This is a genomic window from Streptomyces sp. NBC_01077 (assembly GCF_045162855.1).
GTDB lineage: Bacteria > Actinomycetota > Actinomycetes > Streptomycetales > Streptomycetaceae > Streptomyces.
Genome location: NZ_CP108669.1, coordinates 3,702,541 through 3,720,669 on the forward strand (window position 1 = coordinate 3,702,541; position 18,129 = coordinate 3,720,669).

Annotated in this window: 14 protein-coding genes; 13 read left to right on the forward strand and 1 reads right to left on the reverse strand. The window is 72.9% G+C overall.

Annotation, left to right across the window (positions count from 1 at the left end; genetic code table 11):
• Nucleotides 1–46 precede the first annotated feature (46 nt).
• The 12 genes from OG462_RS16550 to OG462_RS16605 all read left to right on the forward strand — a co-directional run bounded on the left by OG462_RS16550 (nt 47) and on the right by OG462_RS16605 (nt 16,609).
• Nucleotides 47–1,393, forward strand: coding sequence for an ABC transporter substrate-binding protein (locus tag OG462_RS16550; RefSeq protein WP_406058289.1), 1,347 nt, complete (start codon nt 47–49; stop codon nt 1,391–1,393).
• Between the two features lie 136 nt (nt 1,394–1,529).
• Complete coding sequence (locus OG462_RS16555; protein ID WP_406066572.1) at nt 1,530–2,411, forward strand: carbohydrate ABC transporter permease; 882 nt, start codon at nt 1,530–1,532, stop codon at nt 2,409–2,411.
• Between the two features lie 3 nt (nt 2,412–2,414).
• Complete coding sequence (locus OG462_RS16560) at nt 2,415–3,311, forward strand: carbohydrate ABC transporter permease (RefSeq protein ID WP_406058291.1); 897 nt, start codon at nt 2,415–2,417, stop codon at nt 3,309–3,311.
• Between the two features lie 7 nt (nt 3,312–3,318).
• The gene (locus tag OG462_RS16565) at nt 3,319–4,584 is read left to right on the forward strand and encodes a 6-phospho-beta-glucosidase (RefSeq protein WP_406058293.1); all 1,266 of its coding nucleotides are present in this window, start codon (nt 3,319–3,321) and stop codon (nt 4,582–4,584) included.
• Entirely contained in the window at nt 4,575–5,564 is a 990-nt protein-coding gene (locus OG462_RS16570) for an N-acetylglucosamine kinase (RefSeq protein WP_406058294.1), read from the forward strand. The genes OG462_RS16565 and OG462_RS16570 overlap by 10 nt, the downstream gene beginning before the upstream one ends.
• Nucleotides 5,565–5,849: 285 nt before the next feature.
• Nucleotides 5,850–7,277, forward strand: a complete 1,428-nt coding sequence (locus OG462_RS16575; RefSeq protein ID WP_406058296.1) for a hypothetical protein — start codon at nt 5,850–5,852, stop codon at nt 7,275–7,277.
• A gap of 11 nt (nt 7,278–7,288) precedes the next feature.
• Nucleotides 7,289–8,326: a glutamate ABC transporter substrate-binding protein gene (locus OG462_RS16580; protein ID WP_406058298.1), complete on the forward strand. Its 1,038-nt coding sequence runs from the start codon at nt 7,289–7,291 to the stop codon at nt 8,324–8,326.
• Nucleotides 8,327–8,374: 48 nt separating this feature from the next.
• Nucleotides 8,375–9,652, forward strand: coding sequence for a hypothetical protein (locus OG462_RS16585; RefSeq protein WP_406058300.1), 1,278 nt, complete (start codon nt 8,375–8,377; stop codon nt 9,650–9,652).
• A gap of 76 nt (nt 9,653–9,728) precedes the next feature.
• Nucleotides 9,729–12,302 carry a tetratricopeptide repeat protein gene (locus OG462_RS16590; protein ID WP_406066574.1) on the forward strand — a complete coding sequence of 858 codons (2,574 nt, stop codon included), beginning with the start codon at nt 9,729–9,731 and terminating at the stop codon, nt 12,300–12,302.
• 2 nt (nt 12,303–12,304) lie between these two features.
• On the forward strand, nt 12,305–13,738 hold the full coding sequence (locus tag OG462_RS16595; RefSeq protein WP_406058301.1) for a PP2C family serine/threonine-protein phosphatase: 1,434 nt from the start codon (nt 12,305–12,307) through the stop codon (nt 13,736–13,738).
• Between the two features lie 62 nt (nt 13,739–13,800).
• Entirely contained in the window at nt 13,801–15,132 is a 1,332-nt protein-coding gene (locus tag OG462_RS16600; RefSeq protein WP_406058303.1) for a vWA domain-containing protein, read from the forward strand.
• A gap of 40 nt (nt 15,133–15,172) precedes the next feature.
• The gene (locus tag OG462_RS16605) at nt 15,173–16,609 is read left to right on the forward strand and encodes an FHA domain-containing protein (RefSeq protein WP_406058305.1); all 1,437 of its coding nucleotides are present in this window, start codon (nt 15,173–15,175) and stop codon (nt 16,607–16,609) included.
• On the opposite strand, the gene OG462_RS16610 is transcribed toward OG462_RS16605, so the two are convergent.
• Entirely contained in the window at nt 16,610–17,614 is a 1,005-nt protein-coding gene (locus OG462_RS16610; protein WP_406058306.1) for a methyltransferase domain-containing protein, read from the reverse strand.
• An 85-nt stretch (nt 17,615–17,699) separates the two neighbouring features.
• Between OG462_RS16610 and OG462_RS16615 the strand changes: the two genes are divergently transcribed.
• Nucleotides 17,700–18,104: a globin gene (locus OG462_RS16615; RefSeq protein WP_406058308.1), complete on the forward strand. Its 405-nt coding sequence runs from the start codon at nt 17,700–17,702 to the stop codon at nt 18,102–18,104.
• Nucleotides 18,105–18,129: the final 25 nt, after the last annotated feature.

The window sequence follows — 18,129 nt, forward strand, 5'->3', positions numbered from 1 at the left end:
TCCCTGCCCCTCCGCACGCCCCGACCCGCCACAGGGAGACACCGTCATGCCCGTACGTCCGCGCAGAGCAGCCGCCGCGCTCGCCGCCACCGCATCGATCGCCCTCTTCGCCTCCGCCTGTACGGGCTCCGCGAACAACGCGGCCTCCGGCGACCCCAAGGCCGAGACCACCATCACCTTCTGGCACGGCTGGGCGGCGCCCGCCGAGGTCAAGGCGATCGAGGACCAGATCGCCCGCTTCGAGAAGGCCCACCCGAACATCAAGGTGAAGGTCGTCGGCGGCATCAACGACGACAAGCTGGGCCAGGCGCTGCGCGCGGGCGGTTCGAAGGGGCCGGACGTCGTCTCCTCCTTCACGACGGCCAACGTCGGCAAGTTCTGCGCCTCGGGCGCGCTCACCGACCTCGAGCCCTTCATCGAGAAGGACAAGCTGGACCTGGACAAGACGTTCCCGAAGGTCCTCCAGGAGTACACGCAGTTCGAGGGCAAGCGGTGCAGCCTGCCGCTGCTCTCCGACGCGTACGGCCTCTTCTACAACAAGGACGCGTTCAAGGCGGCCGGCCTCGACCCGGAAGCCCCGCCGAAGACCTGGTCCGAGTTCACCGAGGTCGCCAAGACGCTCACCAAGACCAAGGGCGACTCCTACGAGCAGCTCGGCTTCATGCCGAACTACCTCGGCTACGAGACCGTCGTCTCGCACTACATGTCGCAGTGGGGTCACCAGGGGTACTTCGACGCCAGCGGCAAGTCGAGCGTCGGCAAGGACCCGGCGTTCGCCGAGATGATGACGTACCAGAAGTCCCTGGTGGACGCCCTCGGCGGCTTCCAGAAGCTCGACAAGTACCGCACCACCTTCGGCGACGAGTGGGGCGCCCAGCACCCCTTCCAGACCGGCCAGGTCGCGATGCAGCTGGACGGCGAGTGGCGGCTGAACTTCGTCAAGAACGCCAAGGTCGACTTCGAGGTCGGCGTCGCGCCGCTGCCCGTCGCCGACGACGAGGTGGCCGATTACGGCAAGGGCTACCTCTCCGGCACGATCATGGGCATCGCACCGCAGAGCAAGAAGCAGAACGCCGCCTGGGAGCTGGTCAAGTACATGACCACGGACACCGAGGCCGTGGTGAACTTCGCCAACAACATCGGCAACGTCCCCTCCACCCTGGAGGCGCTGAAGTCCCCGAACCTGAAGCTCGACGCGCGCTTCAAGACCTTCCTGGACATCGCCCAGCACCCCAGGTCCACCACCTCGGACGGCGCCGTGAACGGCTCCGCGTACCAGGACACCCTCCAGAAGTTCGCCCAGCAGTACGAGAAGGGCCAGGTCACGGACCTGAAGAAGGGCCTTGAGGACACCGCGGCCCAGATCGACCGCGACATCGCCGCGGCGAAGTGACGGCCGGGACCCGCCACCCATGAGCACGGACACCCTGCCCGCGAAGGAGGCGGCCGCCCCGGCCGCCCCCTCCCCCGGGGGACGGAACACACTGCGGTCCAAGCGCCGGCGCAACGCGCTCCGCACCCTGGCGTTCATGTCGCCCTGGCTGATCGGATTCGGCGTCTTCTTCGCCTATCCGCTCATCTCCACGCTGTACTTCTCCTTCATGCGGTACGACGGCCTCAACCCGCCGGAATGGCGGGGCCTGGGAAACTGGTCGTACGTCTTCGGCGACCTCCCGCAGTTCTGGCCGGCCCTGCAGAACACCCTCTGGCTGGCCGTCGTGATGGTCTCCTGCCGGGTGCTCTTCGGCCTCGGCATCGGCATGCTGATCACCAAGATCAAGACCGGCGCCGGGATCTACCGCACCCTCTTCTACCTGCCGTACCTGGCACCGCCGGTGGCCGCCACGCTGGCCTTCGTCTTCCTGCTCAACCCCGGCACCGGGCCGGTCAACTCGTTCCTGGAGGCGGTCGGCATCCCCGCCCCCTCCTGGTTCAACGACGCCGACTGGTCCAAGCCCGCGCTGACCGTCCTCGCCGTGTGGGGCGTCGGCGACCTCATGGTCATCTTCATGGCCGCGCTGCTCGACGTACCGAAGGAGCAGTACGAGGCCGCCGAGCTGGACGGCGCCTCGGCCTGGCAGCGGTTCCGCTACATCACCCTGCCGAACATCTCGCCGATCGTGCTCTTCGCGGTCGTCACCGGGATCATCGGCGCGATGCAGTACTACACGCAGCCGATCGTGGCCTCGAAGGTCGCCTCGGGCGCGATGGGCGGCTCCGGAGTCACCTTCGTCCCCGGCTATCCGGACGACTCCACGCTGACCCTCCCGCAGCTGGTCTACAGCCTCGGCTTCAGCCAGTTCAACTACGGCGCGGCCTGCGTCGTGGCACTGGCGCTCTTCGCCTTCTCCATGGCCTTCACCGCGCTCCTCATGCGCCGGCGCGGCGGCCTGATCGGCTCGGGTGACTGACTCATGACGAACGCAACCGCCCCCGCCCGTCCCGTGGAGAACCGCACGGTGAGCCCCGCCGAGAAGCGGGCCCGCCGGAAGTCGCTGCTGCACTGGATCGCCGTGCACTCGCTCGGCATCGCCGCGGCCCTGTTCTTCGTGCTCCCGTTCGTCTTCGTCTTCCTGACCTCCCTGATGAGCGACCAGCAGGCGCTCACCCGGGACCTGACGCCGAACTCCTGGCACTGGGAGAACTACGTCAAGGTCTTCGAGACGGACGGCTTCCTCACCTGGTGGAAGAACTCGCTGCTGTACGCGGGACTCGGCACCGTCCTCGTCGTGGTGTCGTCGATACCCGTGGCGTACGCGCTCGCCAAGCTCCGTTTCCGCGGCCGGCACCTGTCGCTGCTGCTCGTCATCTCGATGATGATGCTGCCGCCGCAGGTGATCATCATCCCGATGTACCTGTTCTGGGCCAAGCAGATGGACCTCTCCGGCAGCCTGTGGCCGCTCATCATCCCGATGGCCTTCGGTGACGCCTTCGCCATCTTCCTGCTGCGCCAGTTCCTGCTGACCATCCCGAACGAGTACATCGAGGCCGCGAAGATCGACGGGTGCGGCGAGTTCCGCACCCTGATCCGGGTCGTGCTCCCGATGGCGAAGCCCGGCATCGCCGCCGTGGCCCTCTTCCAGTTCTTCTACTGCTGGAACGACTACTTCGGGCCGCAGATCTACGCCTCGGAGAACCCGGGTGCCTGGACGCTCAGTTACGGACTGGAGTCCTTCAAGGGCGCGCACCACACCGACTGGAATCTGACCATGGCCGCGACCGTCCTGGTCATGGCCCCTGTGATCCTCGTCTTCTTCTTCGCCCAGAAGGCGTTCGTCGAGGGAGTCACACTGACCGGAGTGAAGGGCTGAACACACGATGAAGCTCACTGTCGTGGGGGGCGGTTCCACCTACACCCCCGAACTGATCGACGGGTTCGCGCGGTTGCGCGACACCCTGCCCATCACCGAACTCGTCCTCGTCGACCCGGCCGCCGAGCGGCTCGACCTGGTCGGCGGTCTCGCCCGGCGCATCTTCGCCAAGCAGGACCACGAGGGGAAGATCACCACCACCTCCGACCTCGACGCCGGGGTCGACGGCGCCGACGCCGTGCTGCTCCAGCTGCGGGTCGGCGGGCAGGCCGCCCGTCAGCAGGACGAGACCTGGCCGCTGGAGTGCGGCTGCGTCGGCCAGGAGACCACCGGCGCCGGCGGTCTCGCCAAGGCGCTGCGCACGGTCCCGGTCGTCCTGGACATCGCGGAGCGGGTCCGGCGCGCCAACCCGGACGCCTGGATCATCGACTTCACCAACCCGGTCGGCATCGTCACGCGGGCCCTGCTCCAGGCCGGACACAAGGCCGTCGGCCTGTGCAACGTGGCCATCGGCTTCCAGCGGAAGTTCGCCGGGCTCCTGGGCGTCGCCCCGTCCGAGGTCCACCTGGACCATGTCGGGCTCAACCACCTGACCTGGGAACGCGCCGTGCGCGTCGGGGGCCCCGAGGGCGAGAACGTGCTGCCCGGGCTGCTCGCCGAGCACGGCGACACGATCGCCGACGACCTGCGGCTGCCCCGCCCGGTCCTCGACCGGCTCGGCGTCGTCCCCTCGTACTACCTGCGCTACTTCTACGCGCACGACGAGGTCGTGCGGGAGCTCGGCACCAAGCCCTCGCGGGCCGCCGAGGTCGCCGCGATGGAGCGGGAACTCCTGGAGATGTACGGGGACCCGGCGCTCGACGAGAAGCCGACCCTGCTCGCCAAGCGCGGCGGCGCCTTCTACTCGGAGGCGGCCGTGGACCTGGCGGCCTCCCTCCTCGGCGGCGGGGGTTCGCCGTACCAGGTGGTCAACACGTACAACAACGGCACGCTTCCGTTCCTGCCGGACGACGCCGTCATCGAGACGCAGGCCGCGGTCGGCGCCCGCGGTGCCGCGCCGCTGCCGGTCGCCCCGCTCGACCCGCTGTACGCCGGTCTCATCGCCAACATCACGGCCTACGAGGACCTGGCGCTCGAAGCGGCGCTGCGCGGTGGCCGGGACCGGGTGTTCAAGGCGCTGCTCGCGCACCCGCTGGTGGGTCAGTACGCGTACGCCGACGGGCTCACCGACCGGCTGATCGCGCACAACCGGGAGCACCTCGCGTGGGCGTGAACCTGAACGGCGTGCTCCTCGCGATCGACGCGGGGAACAGCAAGACCGACGTCGCGGTCCTCGCCCCGGACGGCACCGTCCTCGGCGCGGCCCGCGGCGGCGGGTTCCAGCCGCCGGTGGTGGGGGTGGAGACGGCCGTCGACTCCCTGGCGGAGATCGTCGGGCGGGCGTGGGCGGAGGCCGGCGGCACCGGCCTCTCCCCCGCGTTCGCCCATGTCGCGGCCTGTCTCGCCAACGCCGACCTGCCCGTCGAGGAGACCGCCCTCCAGGCCGAACTCCTCCGCAGGGGCTGGAGCCGGTCGGTGCGGGTGCACAACGACACCTTCGCCATACTGCGGGCCGGGCTCGACGAGCCGCGCGGTGTCGCGGTGGTGTGCGGGGCGGGCATCAACTGCGTCGGGATGACCCCGGACGGGCGGACCGCGCGCTTCCCCGCGATCGGGAAGATCTCCGGCGACTGGGGCGGCGGCAGCGGCATGGCCGAGGAGGCGCTCTGGTTCGGGGCGCGCGCCGAGGACGGGCGCGGCGAGCCGTCCGAGCTGGCCAGGGCGCTGCCGGCGCACTTCGGTCTGGAGACGATGTACGCGCTGATCGAGGCGCTGCACCTGGGTCTTGTGCCCTTCGAGCGACGGCACGAGCTGACGCCGGTTCTCTTCCGGGTGAGCGCGGACGGCGACCCGGTCGCGCTGTCGCTGGTGCACCGGCTCGCCGAGGAGGTCGTCGCGCTGTCGGCGGTCGCGCTCGGGCGGCTCGGGCTGCTCGACGAGGAGGCGCCGGTGATGCTGGGCGGCAGCGTGCTCGCCGCGCGCCATCCGCAGCTGGAGGAGAAGATCCGTGAACTCCTCGCCGAGCGGGCGCCGAAGGCCGTCGTCGGCTTCGTGACGGCGCCGCCGGTCCTCGGGGCGGGGCTGCTCGCCCTGGACGAGGTGGCGGCGGGCCCGGAGGCGGCGGCGCTGCTGCGGGAGCACTACGGGTCCTGAGGAACGGGACCTGAGGAACAGGGCTTGAGGAACAGGGCGGTTCGCGGGGCGTCTCTTCGCTGTGAAGAGACGCCCCGCGACCATGTTCACCTGTTCGAGCGATGTCCGATACGGAACCGATCACGGCTTGGCGACGTATTCAGAGTGAGGGGATTCGCCCGCGGATGTGCCGGGGGCATGCGGCACGATAAGAACAAGATCCAGTCAATCCCGGTGTGCGGACGGCCCCCTGCGGCCATACTGCAGGCCGGACCGGCCGAAGTCGGCGACCAAGGGGGAGGTCACGTGACACACCCGCCGAACGCACCTGCCGCCCCGGCGGCGCGGAGCACGGCGCCCGCGCCCGCGCGCCCGGCCGGCGTGCCCGCGCAGCCGTCACCCGCGCCCGGCGCCGCCCCGCCCGCGGGGCAGAGCGCCTGGGCCGTGGGACGGGAGCGGCTGCGGGTCGCCACGACGACCGAGCCCGGCCGGCTCCAGATCCTCGGGGCCGTCCTCGCCCTGCTCGTCGTCGCGTTCGGGGCCGTCACCGCCCTCCAGGTCGACGACCGGGCCACCGCCGCCGACGACGTCGTCAGCCGCAGCCAGCCGCTGTCCGCCGACGCCGCCGCGATCTACCGCTCCCTCGCCGACGCGGACACCACCGCCGCCAGCGGCTTCCTCGCGGGCACCCTGGAGCCCGCGGAGTCCCGCGCGCGGTACGACCGGGACATCTCCACCGCCGCCCGGCTGCTCGTCAAGGCCGCCGCGAGCACCGACGGTTCGGGCGAGTCGGCCCGCGAGATCGCCACCCTCAACCAACAGCTCCCGCGCTACACGGGCCTGATCGAGCGCGCACGGGCCGCCAACCGGCAGGGCCTCCCGCTGGGCGGCGCCTATCTGCGGTACGCCAGCCAGCAGATGACCAGCACGCTGCTGCCCGCCGCCGAGCGGCTGTACGCGGCCGAGACGGTACGGCTCCAGAAGGACGACGAGTCGGCCCGCACCTGGCCCTTCCTCTCCCTCGGTCTCGGCCTGCTCACCCTCGCCGTCCTCGTCTGGGCCCAGCGCCGCAACTACGCGAGGACGAACCGGGTCTTCAACCACGGACTGCTCGCCGCCACCGCCGCCACGGTGATCGTCGTGCTCTGGCTCCTCGCCGCCCACACCGTCACGCGCGCCGGGCTCGACAGCGCGCGCAAGCAGGGACAGGAGTCCCTCCAGGTCCTCAACACGGCCCGGATCGGCTCGCTCACGGCCCGCGCCAACGAGAACCTGACCCTGGTCGCCCGGGGCGCCGTCCTCACCGAGGACGGCAAGACCGACAAGTACGAGGCCGAGTACACGGCGAGCATGGACACCCTGACGGAGTCGCTCGCCACGGCGCGGGAGCGGGCCGACGACGACGCCGGCCGCACCCCCGTCGACGAAGCCGCCGCCCGCACCGGGGAGTGGCAGAAGCGCCACAAGGACGCCCGCGCCAAGGACGAGTCCGGCGACTTCGAGGGCGCCCTCGGCCGGATCGTCGGCTCGAAGGATTCGACGGGCCAGGCCTTCGACCAGGTCGACGCGGCCCTGGAGCGCGCCCTCGCGCACGAGCAGGCCGAGTTCACCCGCTCCGCCGGGGACGCCAGGGACGCGCTGACGGCGCTGCCCCTGGGCGCGGCGGCCCTCGGGATCCTGGGCGCGGCCGGCGCCGTGCTCGGCATCAACCGCAGACTGTCGGAGTACCGGTGAGAGGGGGCGGGATGCCGAACGGCACGTACCCGCTGGTGCGGCGGACGGCGCAGCGCTTCCGGGGCTGGGGCGGGGTGGCCGCCATGGCCGTGGCCTGCGGGCTCACCGCCTCGCTCACCCTGCTCCCGCTGGCCCACGACGGCGCCGACGCGGCGGCCGTGCCCGGCACGCACGGTCCCGGAGCCGGCATCGGCACCGGGGTCCAGATCAAGGCGGACACCTGCGAGAAGCCCTGGGCCTCCCTCACGCCCTCGTCGGCGGACGGACCGTCGATCGAGGCGATCAGGAAGCGCGGGAAGCTCGTCGTCGGCGTCGACCAGTCCAGCTACCGCTGGGGCTACCGGAACCCGGAGACCCGCGCCCTCGAAGGCTTCGACATCGATCTGGCGCGGGAGATCGCCAGGAACATCCTGGGCAGCGAGGACGCCGTCATCTTCCGGGCGATCCCCACGAACCAGCGGATCGCCGCCCTCGACAGCGGCAAGGTCGACCTCGTTGTGCGCACCATGACGATCAACTGCAAGCGGATCCAGCAGGTCGCCTTCTCCACCGCCTACTTCCAGGCCGGACAGCAGGTCCTCGCGCCCAAGCTCGCCAAGGACATCACCGGCTACGACACCTCGCTGAAGGGCAAGCGGGTCTGCACCGCCGAGGGCTCCACGGCCTACGAGGCCCTGGAGGAGAACTCCTTCGGCGCGCTCTTCAAGGACGAGGCCGACGGCACCAAGGACGACAAGGACCTGCTGACCGTCCCCAACCAGCTGGACTGCCTGGCCAGACTCCAGATGGGCGAGGTCGACGCCGTCGTCACCGACAACGCCCTGGCGGCCGGCCAGGCCGCCCAGGACCCCGCGGTCGAGCTCAAGGGCCGCCCGTTCACCACCGAGTTCTACGGAGTGGCCGCCAAGCTCGGCAACGACGACCTGGTCCGCCGGGTCAACCAGGTCCTCGTGGGCTACCGGCAGGGCCCCTGGCAGCAGGCGTACAAGGACTGGCTGGAGAAGGACCTGCCGGGGATAACCGGGCCGCCCACTCCGCTGTACAAGTAGCCCTGCCCCGTACGACCAGCCCTGTACACGGAGAGGAAGAGGTGATCGATGGGCGTCACGGGACCCCCTGGGCCGGTGATGGACCGGGACGAGGTGGACCGTGCGCTGGCGCGCCTCGGCGCCGAGCACAAGGCGGTCGAGGACTCGCTCCTCGCGCTCCAGGACCACGCGGGCCGCAGGCTGCTCGAAGGGGCCGAGCTGACCGGCACGACCCGGGACCGCTGGGCGGCGACCGAGCGGACCATCACCCTGCTCTGGACCTGCTTCGACGTGTACACCGGCGCCCTGCGGGACGCCCGTGAGGTGCGTGCCCGGCGCCGCTGGCCCGGCCGTGAGGAGCTCGTGGAGCTGACCGACCGGCTGCGCGGCGAGAGCGTCCACGTGGCGGGCGGGGCGGGTGAGCAGGGGCTGCTCACCGAGCGGTTCACCCTGGAGGGCCTCGTCCGGCGGATGAACGAGCTGTACGCGTCCTCGCTCGACCTGGTGGTCACCGCCGACGCGGTCTGGTCGGCGCTGCCCGCCCGGATAGACCTCCTCGCCGCCGAGCTGGGCCGGACGCGCTCGCTCGCGCACTCGGTCGGCGTACGGCCCGGGGAGCACCCGGCCGGCGACGAGCTGGAGGACATCACCGCCGAGCTGACCGCGCTGCGCTCCCAGGTCGTGACCGATCCGCTGACGTTCTGGCGCCCGGCGGCGGGGAGTTCGGCGCCCGGTGGGGGCCGCCCCGACACCGAGCGGTACGACCGGGCGGCGCTGGCCCTCGAGGACATCCGGCGGGAGATCGAGGCGGTGCTCGCGGTCCGGCAGGACTCCGAGGACCGGCTGCTCCGGCTGCGGGACGTGCTCTCGCGGGCGGACCGTACGCTCGCCGAGGCGCGGGCGGCGCGCGGCGAGGTCCTCGCGAAGATCGCCGCCTCCGAGGTGCCGGCCGTCAGCGGGCCGCCGATCGTGCTCCAGGAGCGGCTCGTGGCCGCCGCGGAGTACCGCAGGCACGCCCAGTGGCACCGGCTCTCCCCGCTCCTGGAGTCCCTGGAGCGGGATGCGGAGGACGAACTGCTGCGGGCCCGGGAGTCGCTGACCGCGGTCACGGCCCCGCTCGCGGTCCGGGCAGAACTGCGCGGCCGGCTCGACGCGTACAAGGCGAAGGTGGCACGGCTCGGCGCGGCGGAGGACCCGCTGCTCGTGGAGCGGTACGACGCGGCCCGCCGGATGCTGTGGAGCGCGCCCTGCGATCTGCGGGTCGCGGAACAGGCCGTACTGCGCTACCAGCAGGCGGCGGCGGACGTACTGTCCGGCCCGAGAGACGCGGGAGGACGACAGTGGTGAGCGGGGAACAGTGGTGAGCGGGGAGACGGGCGTGGGGAGCTGTCAGCGTCCTTCGTGCGAGGGTTCGTACGAGGACATGGGAGGCGGCGAGCTGTACTGCGACACCTGCGGGCTCGCCCCGGTGGTCGCGCCCGGCGGGCTCATCGGGTCGACGCCGACCGGGATCGCCGTGCCGGGCAGGAACACGGGCACGGGCACGGGCACGGGCAGCAACGTCGGTTCCGGGGTCGGCGGGCCGGACTCCAGCTCCTCACGCAGCAGTTCGCGGGCGTCCTCGCGGGCCTCGTCGCGCTCCTCGACCTCCCGCCGTTCGGTCTCCGGGCGACTCTCGCGCGCGCTCTCCGGGGCCTCCACGTCCCGCTCGGTGTCGGTGCGCAGTTCCGGTACGTCGACGGGTCAGTCCGCCCGGAACCGGCTGGGCGCCGGCCTGGTGTCGATCCCCGAGGTGCCGCGCCCCGACCCGCGGGCCGCGGTCATGGAGAACCCCGAGGTCCCCGAGCGGAAGCGTTTCTGCTCCCGCTCCGACTGCGGTGCGCCCGTGGGCCGTTCGCGGGGCGAGCGGCCGGGCCGTACGGAGGGCTTCTGCACCAAGTGCGGGCACCCGTACTCCTTCGTGCCGAAGCTGCGCGGCGGGGACATCGTCCACGGCCAGTACGAGGTCGCGGGCTGCCTCGCGCACGGCGGCCTCGGCTGGGTCTACCTCGCCGTCGACCGGGCCGTCTCCGACCGCTGGGTCGTCCTCAAGGGCCTCCTCGACACCGGCGACCAGGACGCCATGGAGGCCGCGATCTCCGAGCGCCGCTTCCTCGCCGAGATCGAGCACTCCAACATCGTCCGCATCTACAACTTCGTCGAGCACCTCGACCAGCGCACCGGTTCCATGGACGGCTACATCGTCATGGAGTACGTCGGCGGCAAGTCCCTCAAGGAGATCGCCAACGACCGGCGCACCCCGGACGGCCGCCGCGATCCGCTGCCGGTCGAACAGGCCTGCGCGTACGGGATCGAGGCCCTGGAGGCGCTCGGGCACCTGCACAGCCGCAACCTGCTGTACTGCGACTTCAAGGTCGACAACGCCATCCAGTCCGAGGACCAGCTGAAGCTCATCGACATGGGCGCGGTCCGGCGGATGGACGACGACGAGTCCGCGATCTACGGCACCGTCGGCTACCAGGCACCGGAGGTGGCCGAGGTCGGGCCCTCGGTGGCGAGCGACCTCTACACGGTGGCACGCACCCTCGCGGTGATGACCTTCGACTTCCAGGGCTACACGAACGTCTTCGTGGACTCGCTGCCCGACCCGGACAACATCACGGTCTTCCGGACGTACGAGTCGTTCTACCGCTTCCTGGTCCGCGCCACCGACCCCGACCCGGCGCGCCGGTTCGCCTCCGCGCAGGAGATGGCGGAGCAGCTGACGGGTGTGCTGCGGGAGGTCGTGGCGCTCCAGTCGGGGCGGCCGCGGCCGGCGCTGTCGACGCTGTTCGGCGCGGAGGTACGGGTCACGGACACGGCCCTGTTCGCCGAGCTGACGGGGGACGTGTCGCTGTTGGGGGCACGGAGGGGGCGCAAGCAGCAGGCGGAGGCCGGTGCGAGTGCGGCACTGCCCGGCACTGCCCCCGGTGGGGCGTTGCCCGGCGGGCCCGGTGCCGTCCCCGGTGCGGTGCTGCCTGCCGGGCCCGGTGCCGTGGCGCCTGCCGCCGCGCCCGGGCTCGGGGCGTTGCTCGCGCCTCTCGACACGCCCGCCACCGCGCTCGCGCTGCCCGTCCCGCGCGTCGACACGGGCGACCCCAACGCCGGCTTCCTCGCCGGTCTCGCCGCCGCCGCTCCCGGCGAGCTGCTCGCCGCGCTCCATGCCGCGCCCGCGCCCTCCGCCGAACTGCGGCTGCGCACCCTGCGGGCCGAGCTGGAGCTGGGCGACCTGCCGTCCGCCGTCCGGACCCTGGCGGGTCTGGAGGAGCGGGACCCGGACGACTGGCGGGTCGTCTGGTACCGGGGCGTCGCCTCCCTGGTGACCGGCGACCACGAGCACGCGGCGCTCGCCTTCGACGCGGTGTACGACGCCTTCCCCGGCGAGCCGTCGCCGAAGCTGGCCCTCGGGATCTGCGCCGAGGTGCTGGGCCAGCTGGACAACGCCGCCGAGTACTACCGCCTGGTGTGGGCCACCGACCCCAGCTTCGTCAGCGCGGCCTTCGGGCTCGCCCGGGTGCAGCTCGCGGCCGGGGACCGGATCGGAGCCGTACAGACGCTGGAGTCCGTACCGGAGGCCTCGATCCACTACACGGCGGCCCGGGTGGCGACCGTACGGGCGCGGCTGCGGCGGCGCCCGGCGTGGGAGCCGCTCGGCGCCGATCTGACGGCGGCCGCGGCGCAGGTCTCGGCGCTCCAGGGCTTCGGTCTGGACGCGGTGCGCCGGGAGCAGTTGTCGACGGAGGTCCTCGGGACGGCCCTCGACTGGGTACTCTCCGGGAGTCCCGGTGCGGAACCGGGCGGCGGCGCGCTGCTGCTCGGGAGTGAACTGGACGAGCGCGGACTGCGCTTCGGCCTCGAACGCTCGTACCGGGTGCTGGCCCGGCTCGCCCAGCGGGGCGAGGAGAGGATCGAACTGGTGGAGCGGGCCAACCGCTTCCGCCCCCGGACGTGGGTGTGAGGATGTCCCAGAAGCCGAAGCCGTCGCACGGTCTGACCGTCTGCCCGGACTGCGCGGAGCCCCTCGAGTCGGGTGACCGGTTCTGCGGGGCGTGCGGTCACGACCTGACGGCCGTGCCGGCCGCCGGGGTCGAGCCGGACCGCCCGACCGTGGCCATCGGTGGCCCCGTGGCCTGGCCGGACGCCCCGCCCCGGGACCCCGGTTCGCTGTCGACCGCGACCCAGCACCCGGGCGACCTCCCGGGCGCCGACTCGGGTGGCCACGACCTGCCCACGATGGCGGTCCGCACGGACGGGCCAGTGCCGCCCGGCGCGACCGGGGCCACCGGCGCGACCGGGGCCACCGGGGCCACCGGGGCCACCGGGGCCACCGGGAAGACCACGACGGGCAGCGGGGACTTCGAGCTGGCGGCCCCGGACCCGCGTGCGGCGGTACGGGCGGACCCGGCGCCGCCGCCGGCCGCGCCTGCACCAGCCGCCGCACCCGCCCCTGCCTCCGGCTCCGGCTCCGGCTCCGCCCTGTGCGTGGCGTGCCGGGCCGGGCACGTGGACACCGACGGCTACTGCGAGAACTGCGGGCACGCGCAGCCCCGCGAGCGCGACCACATGGAGCGGGAGCTCGGCAGTGTCGCCGCCGTCTCCGACCGGGGCCTGCGCCATCACCGTAACGAGGACGCCTTCGCCGTCTCCGCGACCACGCTCCCCGACGGCTCCCCCGCCACCCTCGCGATCGTCTGCGACGGTGTCTCCTCGGCGACCCGGCCCGACGAGGCCTCCGCCGCCGCCGCCGCGGCGGCCGGCGCCTCGCTGCTCGCCGCGCTGCCCCGGGGCACCCACCCGCAGCAGGCGATGCACGAGGCGATCGTGGCCGCCGCCGAGGCCGTCAACTCCCTCGCGGAGGAGCCCGGCCAGGACGGGGCCGAGCACGACCCGCACCGCCATCGCAACGCCCCGGCCTGCACCATCGTGGGTTCCGTGGTCGCCGACGGTCTGCTCGTGGTGGGCTGGGTCGGCGACAGCCGCGTCTACTGGGTGCCGGACGACCGGGCCACCCCGGCCGCCCGGCTCACCGAGGACGACTCCTGGGCCGCGCAGATGGTCGCGGCGGGCCTGATGAACGAGGCGGAGGCGTACGCGGACGAGCGCGCCCACGCGATCACCGGCTGGCTGGGCGCCGACGCCTACGAACTGGAGCCGCACACGGCCGCGTTCAAGCCGGACCGGTCCGGCGTGGTCGTCGTCTGCACCGACGGCCTGTGGAACTACGCGGAGGGCGCCGAGGACATGGCCCGGGTCATTCCGGCCGACGCGGCCGACCGCCCGCTGCACAGCGCCCAGGTCCTCGTCGGCCACGCCCTGGACGGCGGAGGCCACGACAACATCACGGTCGCGCTCGTGCCGTTCACCGTCACTCCCCAAGGGGCAGGATCCGCCTGAGCGGTCGCCGGTCCCCTGTCCCCTTCACCGTTTGACCGTTGTTGCCCGAGGAGCCGTAACAGATGGCGAACTTCTCCAAGTCGACCGTGCCGCAGTTCTCGGTGGACGTCTACCAGAACGAGTTCCTGCCCGAGGGCGGCCGGGACGTCAGCGCGATCGTCACGGTCACCTCGACCGGGGGCGGCACCACCGGCCGGCAGCCGCTCGCCCCGGCGGGCGGCCGCGCCGCCGGTGTCGTGATCATGGTCGACTGCTCCGGCTCGATGGACTACCCCGCCACCAAGATGCGCGGCGCCCGGGAGGCGACCGCCGCCGCCGTCGACACCCTGCGCGACGGCACGGCCTTCGCCGTCGTCGCCGGTACGCACGTGGCGAAGGAGGTCTACCCGGGGAACGGCGGCCTCGCCGTCGCCGACGCCAGGACCCGGGCCGAGGCCAAGGACTCGCTGCGGCGGCTGAGCGCGGGCGGCGGTACGGCCATCGGCACCTGGCTGCGGCTCGCGGACCGGCTGCTCTCCTCCGCCGACCTCACCATCCGCCACGGCATCCTGCTCACCGACGGCCGCAACGAGCACGAGTCGCCGGAGGAGCTCCGGCTCGCGATCGACGCCTGCGCCGGCCGCTTCACCTGCGACGCGCGCGGAGTGGGCACCGACTGGGAGGTCAAGGAGGTCACCGGGATCGCCTCGGCGCTCCTCGGCACCGCCGACATCGTCGCCGACCCGGCCGCCCTCGCCGGCGACTTCACGGCGATGATGGAGGACGCGATGGGCAAGGGCGTGGCGGACGTCGCGCTGCGCCTGTGGACCCCGGTCGGGGTGGAGATCGCCTACGTGAAGCAGGTGGCGCCGACGGTCGAGGACCTGACCGGGCGGCGCACCGAGGCCGGACCGCGCGCCGGGGACTACCCGACGGGCTCCTGGGGCGACGAGTCCCGCGACTACCACGTGAGCGTGCGGGTACCGCAGGCCGCGGTCGGCCAGGAGATGCTGGCCGCCCGGGTCTCGCTGATCGCGCCGGACCCGCTGGGCGGCGACCCGAAGCCGCTGTCCCAAGGACTGGTACGGGCGGTGTGGACGGACGACCTGGCGATGTCGACGTCGATCAACCCGCAGGTCGCGCACTACACGGGCCAGGCCGAGCTCGCGGACGTCATCCAGCAGGGTTTGGATGCCCGCAAATCGGGCGATCACGACGGCGCGACGGCGAAACTGGGCCGCGCCGTGCAGCTCGCGGCGGCCTCCGGCAACGCGGATACGGCGAAACTGCTTTCGAAGGTGGTCGACGTCGTCGATGCGGCGACCGGTACTGTGCGTTTGAAGGCGAAGGTCGCGGAAGCGGACGAGATGACACTCGAGACCCGCTCCACCAAGACCGTTCGCGTCAAGAGGTAGCCCGGCCACGGGCCGGACGACGAGAGGGGGAAGCACCGACATGCCTACCTGCCCGAACGGACACCAGTCGGTCTCCGACGACTGGTGCGAGGTCTGCGGCCATCGCATGGCCGGGGCGGGTGCGCCGACGGGTGCCGTACCACCGCCTCCCCCGCCGCCGCCCCCCGCGTACGGATACCCCGGCCCAGGTGGCTACGACGCTCCCCCTGCTCCCGGCGGTTACGGCGGCCCCGAAGGCCCCGGTGGCTACGGCGGTCCCGCCGGTCATGGTGCTCCGCCCGCTCCCGGTGGCTTCGGCCACGGTGGCGACCCGAACGCGACGGCCCAGGCGGAGCTCTGCCCGCAGTGCCGTACTCCGCGCGAGCACATGGCGCCGTTCTGCGAGGAGTGCCGCTGGAACTTCCTCACGAACACGGCGACCTCGTACACGCCGGTGGCCCCGCAGAACGTCCCGTCCGCGCAGCGCCAGCCGGGCCCGCCGCCCGGTCTGAACCTGCCGCCGGGCTTCCAGTCCACGCCGCCGCCCCCGCAGGGACAGCAGCCGCCGCAGGGACCGCACGGACAGCCGGGACCGCAGCCGGGGCAGGACCCGTTCGGTTACCAGGGTTCGCGGCCCTCGCAGGTGAACCGCCCTGCCGAGCCGCTGGGCGGCGACCCCACGCACCACCAGGCCCCGCCGCAGCGTCCGCCGGCGCAGCAGCCTCCCGGTCCGGCCGCTCCGGGCGACCCCTTCGGTCCTCCCGGTCAGCAGCCGCCCGCGCCCCCGGCGTACCTCCAGGCTCCGGCCGCTCCGCCGGTCGCGCCGGTCCAGGCCCCCGCGCCGCCGCAGCCGCGCGCGGACGACGACTGGGTGCTTTCGCCGCCGTCGCAGCACCAGGCACCGCCGCAGCCCCCGCTGCACCAGGCACCGCCGCAGCATCAGGCGCCCCCGCAGCCTCCGCAGCACCAGGGGCCCCCGCCGCACATGGCGCCGCCGCACCAGGGGCAGTACGAGGGGCAGCACCAGGCCCCGCCGTCGCCGCCCCAGCATCACGCGCCCCCGCAGCAGCAGTTCCAGCCGCCGCGGCAGCCGTTGTCCTGGACCGCGGTCATCGGCCCGGACCGCGACTACTTCATGGCGATGATGCAGCGCAGCGGCCCGGAGGCCGGCGGCCTGAACCTGCCCGCGTACTCGCCGGACAAGCACCTGCCGCTCCAGGGCAACCAGATCTCCATCGGCCGCCGCCGGCACTCCACCGGCGAGTCCCCGGACATCGACCTCGCGGTGCCGCCGGAGGACCCGGGCGTCTCGCACCAGCACGCCGTGCTCGTGCAGCAGCCGGACGGTTCGTGGGCGGTGGTGGACCAGAACTCCACCAACGGCACCACGATCAACGGCGGCGAGGAGCCGATCCAGCCCTACGTCCCCGTCCAGCTCCAGGACGGCGACCGGGTGCACGTCGGCGCCTGGACGACGATCACGATCCGCGTGGGCTGATCACGGCCCTGCCGAGGGCCGGGGCGGGAGCCGTCCCGGCCCGGCCTCTCGGCCGGCCCGGAGCAGGGGCCAGGCGTACGGCCCTCCGGGGTCGTCCAGCCAGGCCCACTGCCGCTCGCCGCTGACCGTCACACCGAAGCGCTCCCGTTCCGGCCGCCCCTCGCGCAGCCAGAGCGAGAGCGCTTCGTTCCTGTCCAGGGCCTGGTCGACCAGGCCCCAGAAGAAGCGGAAGCGCTCGTCCCCTGCGGGGCCGTGGCGCGGGATGCGGCCGGCGACGCCCCGGAGCGCCACGAAGTACGCCGAGGTGGCGAGGAACCGTCCCTCCGCGTGGGTGACGTCGTGCACCCGCAGCAGCAGGAGCCCGGTGGAGAGCGGGGCGAGCACGAGGGCGCCGGGCCTGCACTGGGCGAGCCAGGGGTACGGGACCGAGGGCATCGCGCAGGTCGCCACGATCCGGTCGAAGGGGGCGCGCTCGGGGCAGCCGCGGGCGCCGTCGGCGGCGACCACGGTGGGCCGGTACCCGGCGGCGGCCAGATGGGTCCGGGCGGACTCGGCGATCTCCTCGTCCAGGTCGACGGTGGTGACGTGCTCCGCGCCGAGGCGGTGGCAGAGCAGGGCGGCGTGGTAGCCGGTCCCGGCGCCGATCTCCAGGACGTCATCGCCTTCGCGTACGTCGAGGGCGTGCAGCATCAGGGCCATCAGGGAGGGCTGGCTGGCGGAGGAGAGCAGTTCCCCGTCCCGCACCCGGGTGGCGATCGCGGTGTCCGCGTAGGCCCCGCTCAGCCAGCGGTCGCGCCGGGCGGGCTCGGGGTCACCGGACCAGAGCCGCTCGTAGCCGCCGGTGCCGGGGACGTAGTAGTAGGGCACGAAGAGATGGCGCGGGACCTCGGCGAAGGCATCCCGCCAGCCGGCATCGGTCAGCGTGCCCTCGGCCTCGATCTCCCGCACGAGCGCCCGTCGCGCCCGCCCGCCGGCCTCGGCGAACTCGTCCCGCCGCTCACCCATGCCTCCACTCTCCCGCCGCCCGGGGGCCCCGGCGAGCGGTCCTGGACCTCAAGTCCTAGGGCGGGTCATCTGAGACGATGGAAAGGTGAACGAGATTCCCGGGGAAACAGTGCAGGAGCAGACCTTCTACGAGCAGGTCGGCGGCGAGGAGACGTTCCGCCGTCTGGTCCGCCGCTTCTACGAGGGCGTCGCGGGGGACCCGCTGCTCCGCCCGATGTACCCCGAGGAGGACCTCGGTCCGGCGGAGGAGCGCCTCGCGCTCTTCCTGATGCAGTACTGGGGCGGGCCCCGCACCTACAGCGACCACCGCGGCCACCCGCGGCTCCGTATGCGCCACGCTCCGTTCACCGTGGACCAGGCGGCCCACGACGCCTGGCTCCGTCATATGCGCGCGGCCCTGGACGACCTCGCCCTCGCCCCCGAGCACGAGGCCGAACTGTGGCGCTACCTGACATACGCGGCGGGGTCGATGGTGAACACGGCCGGCTGACGGCCCCTCAGCCACCCGCGCCCCG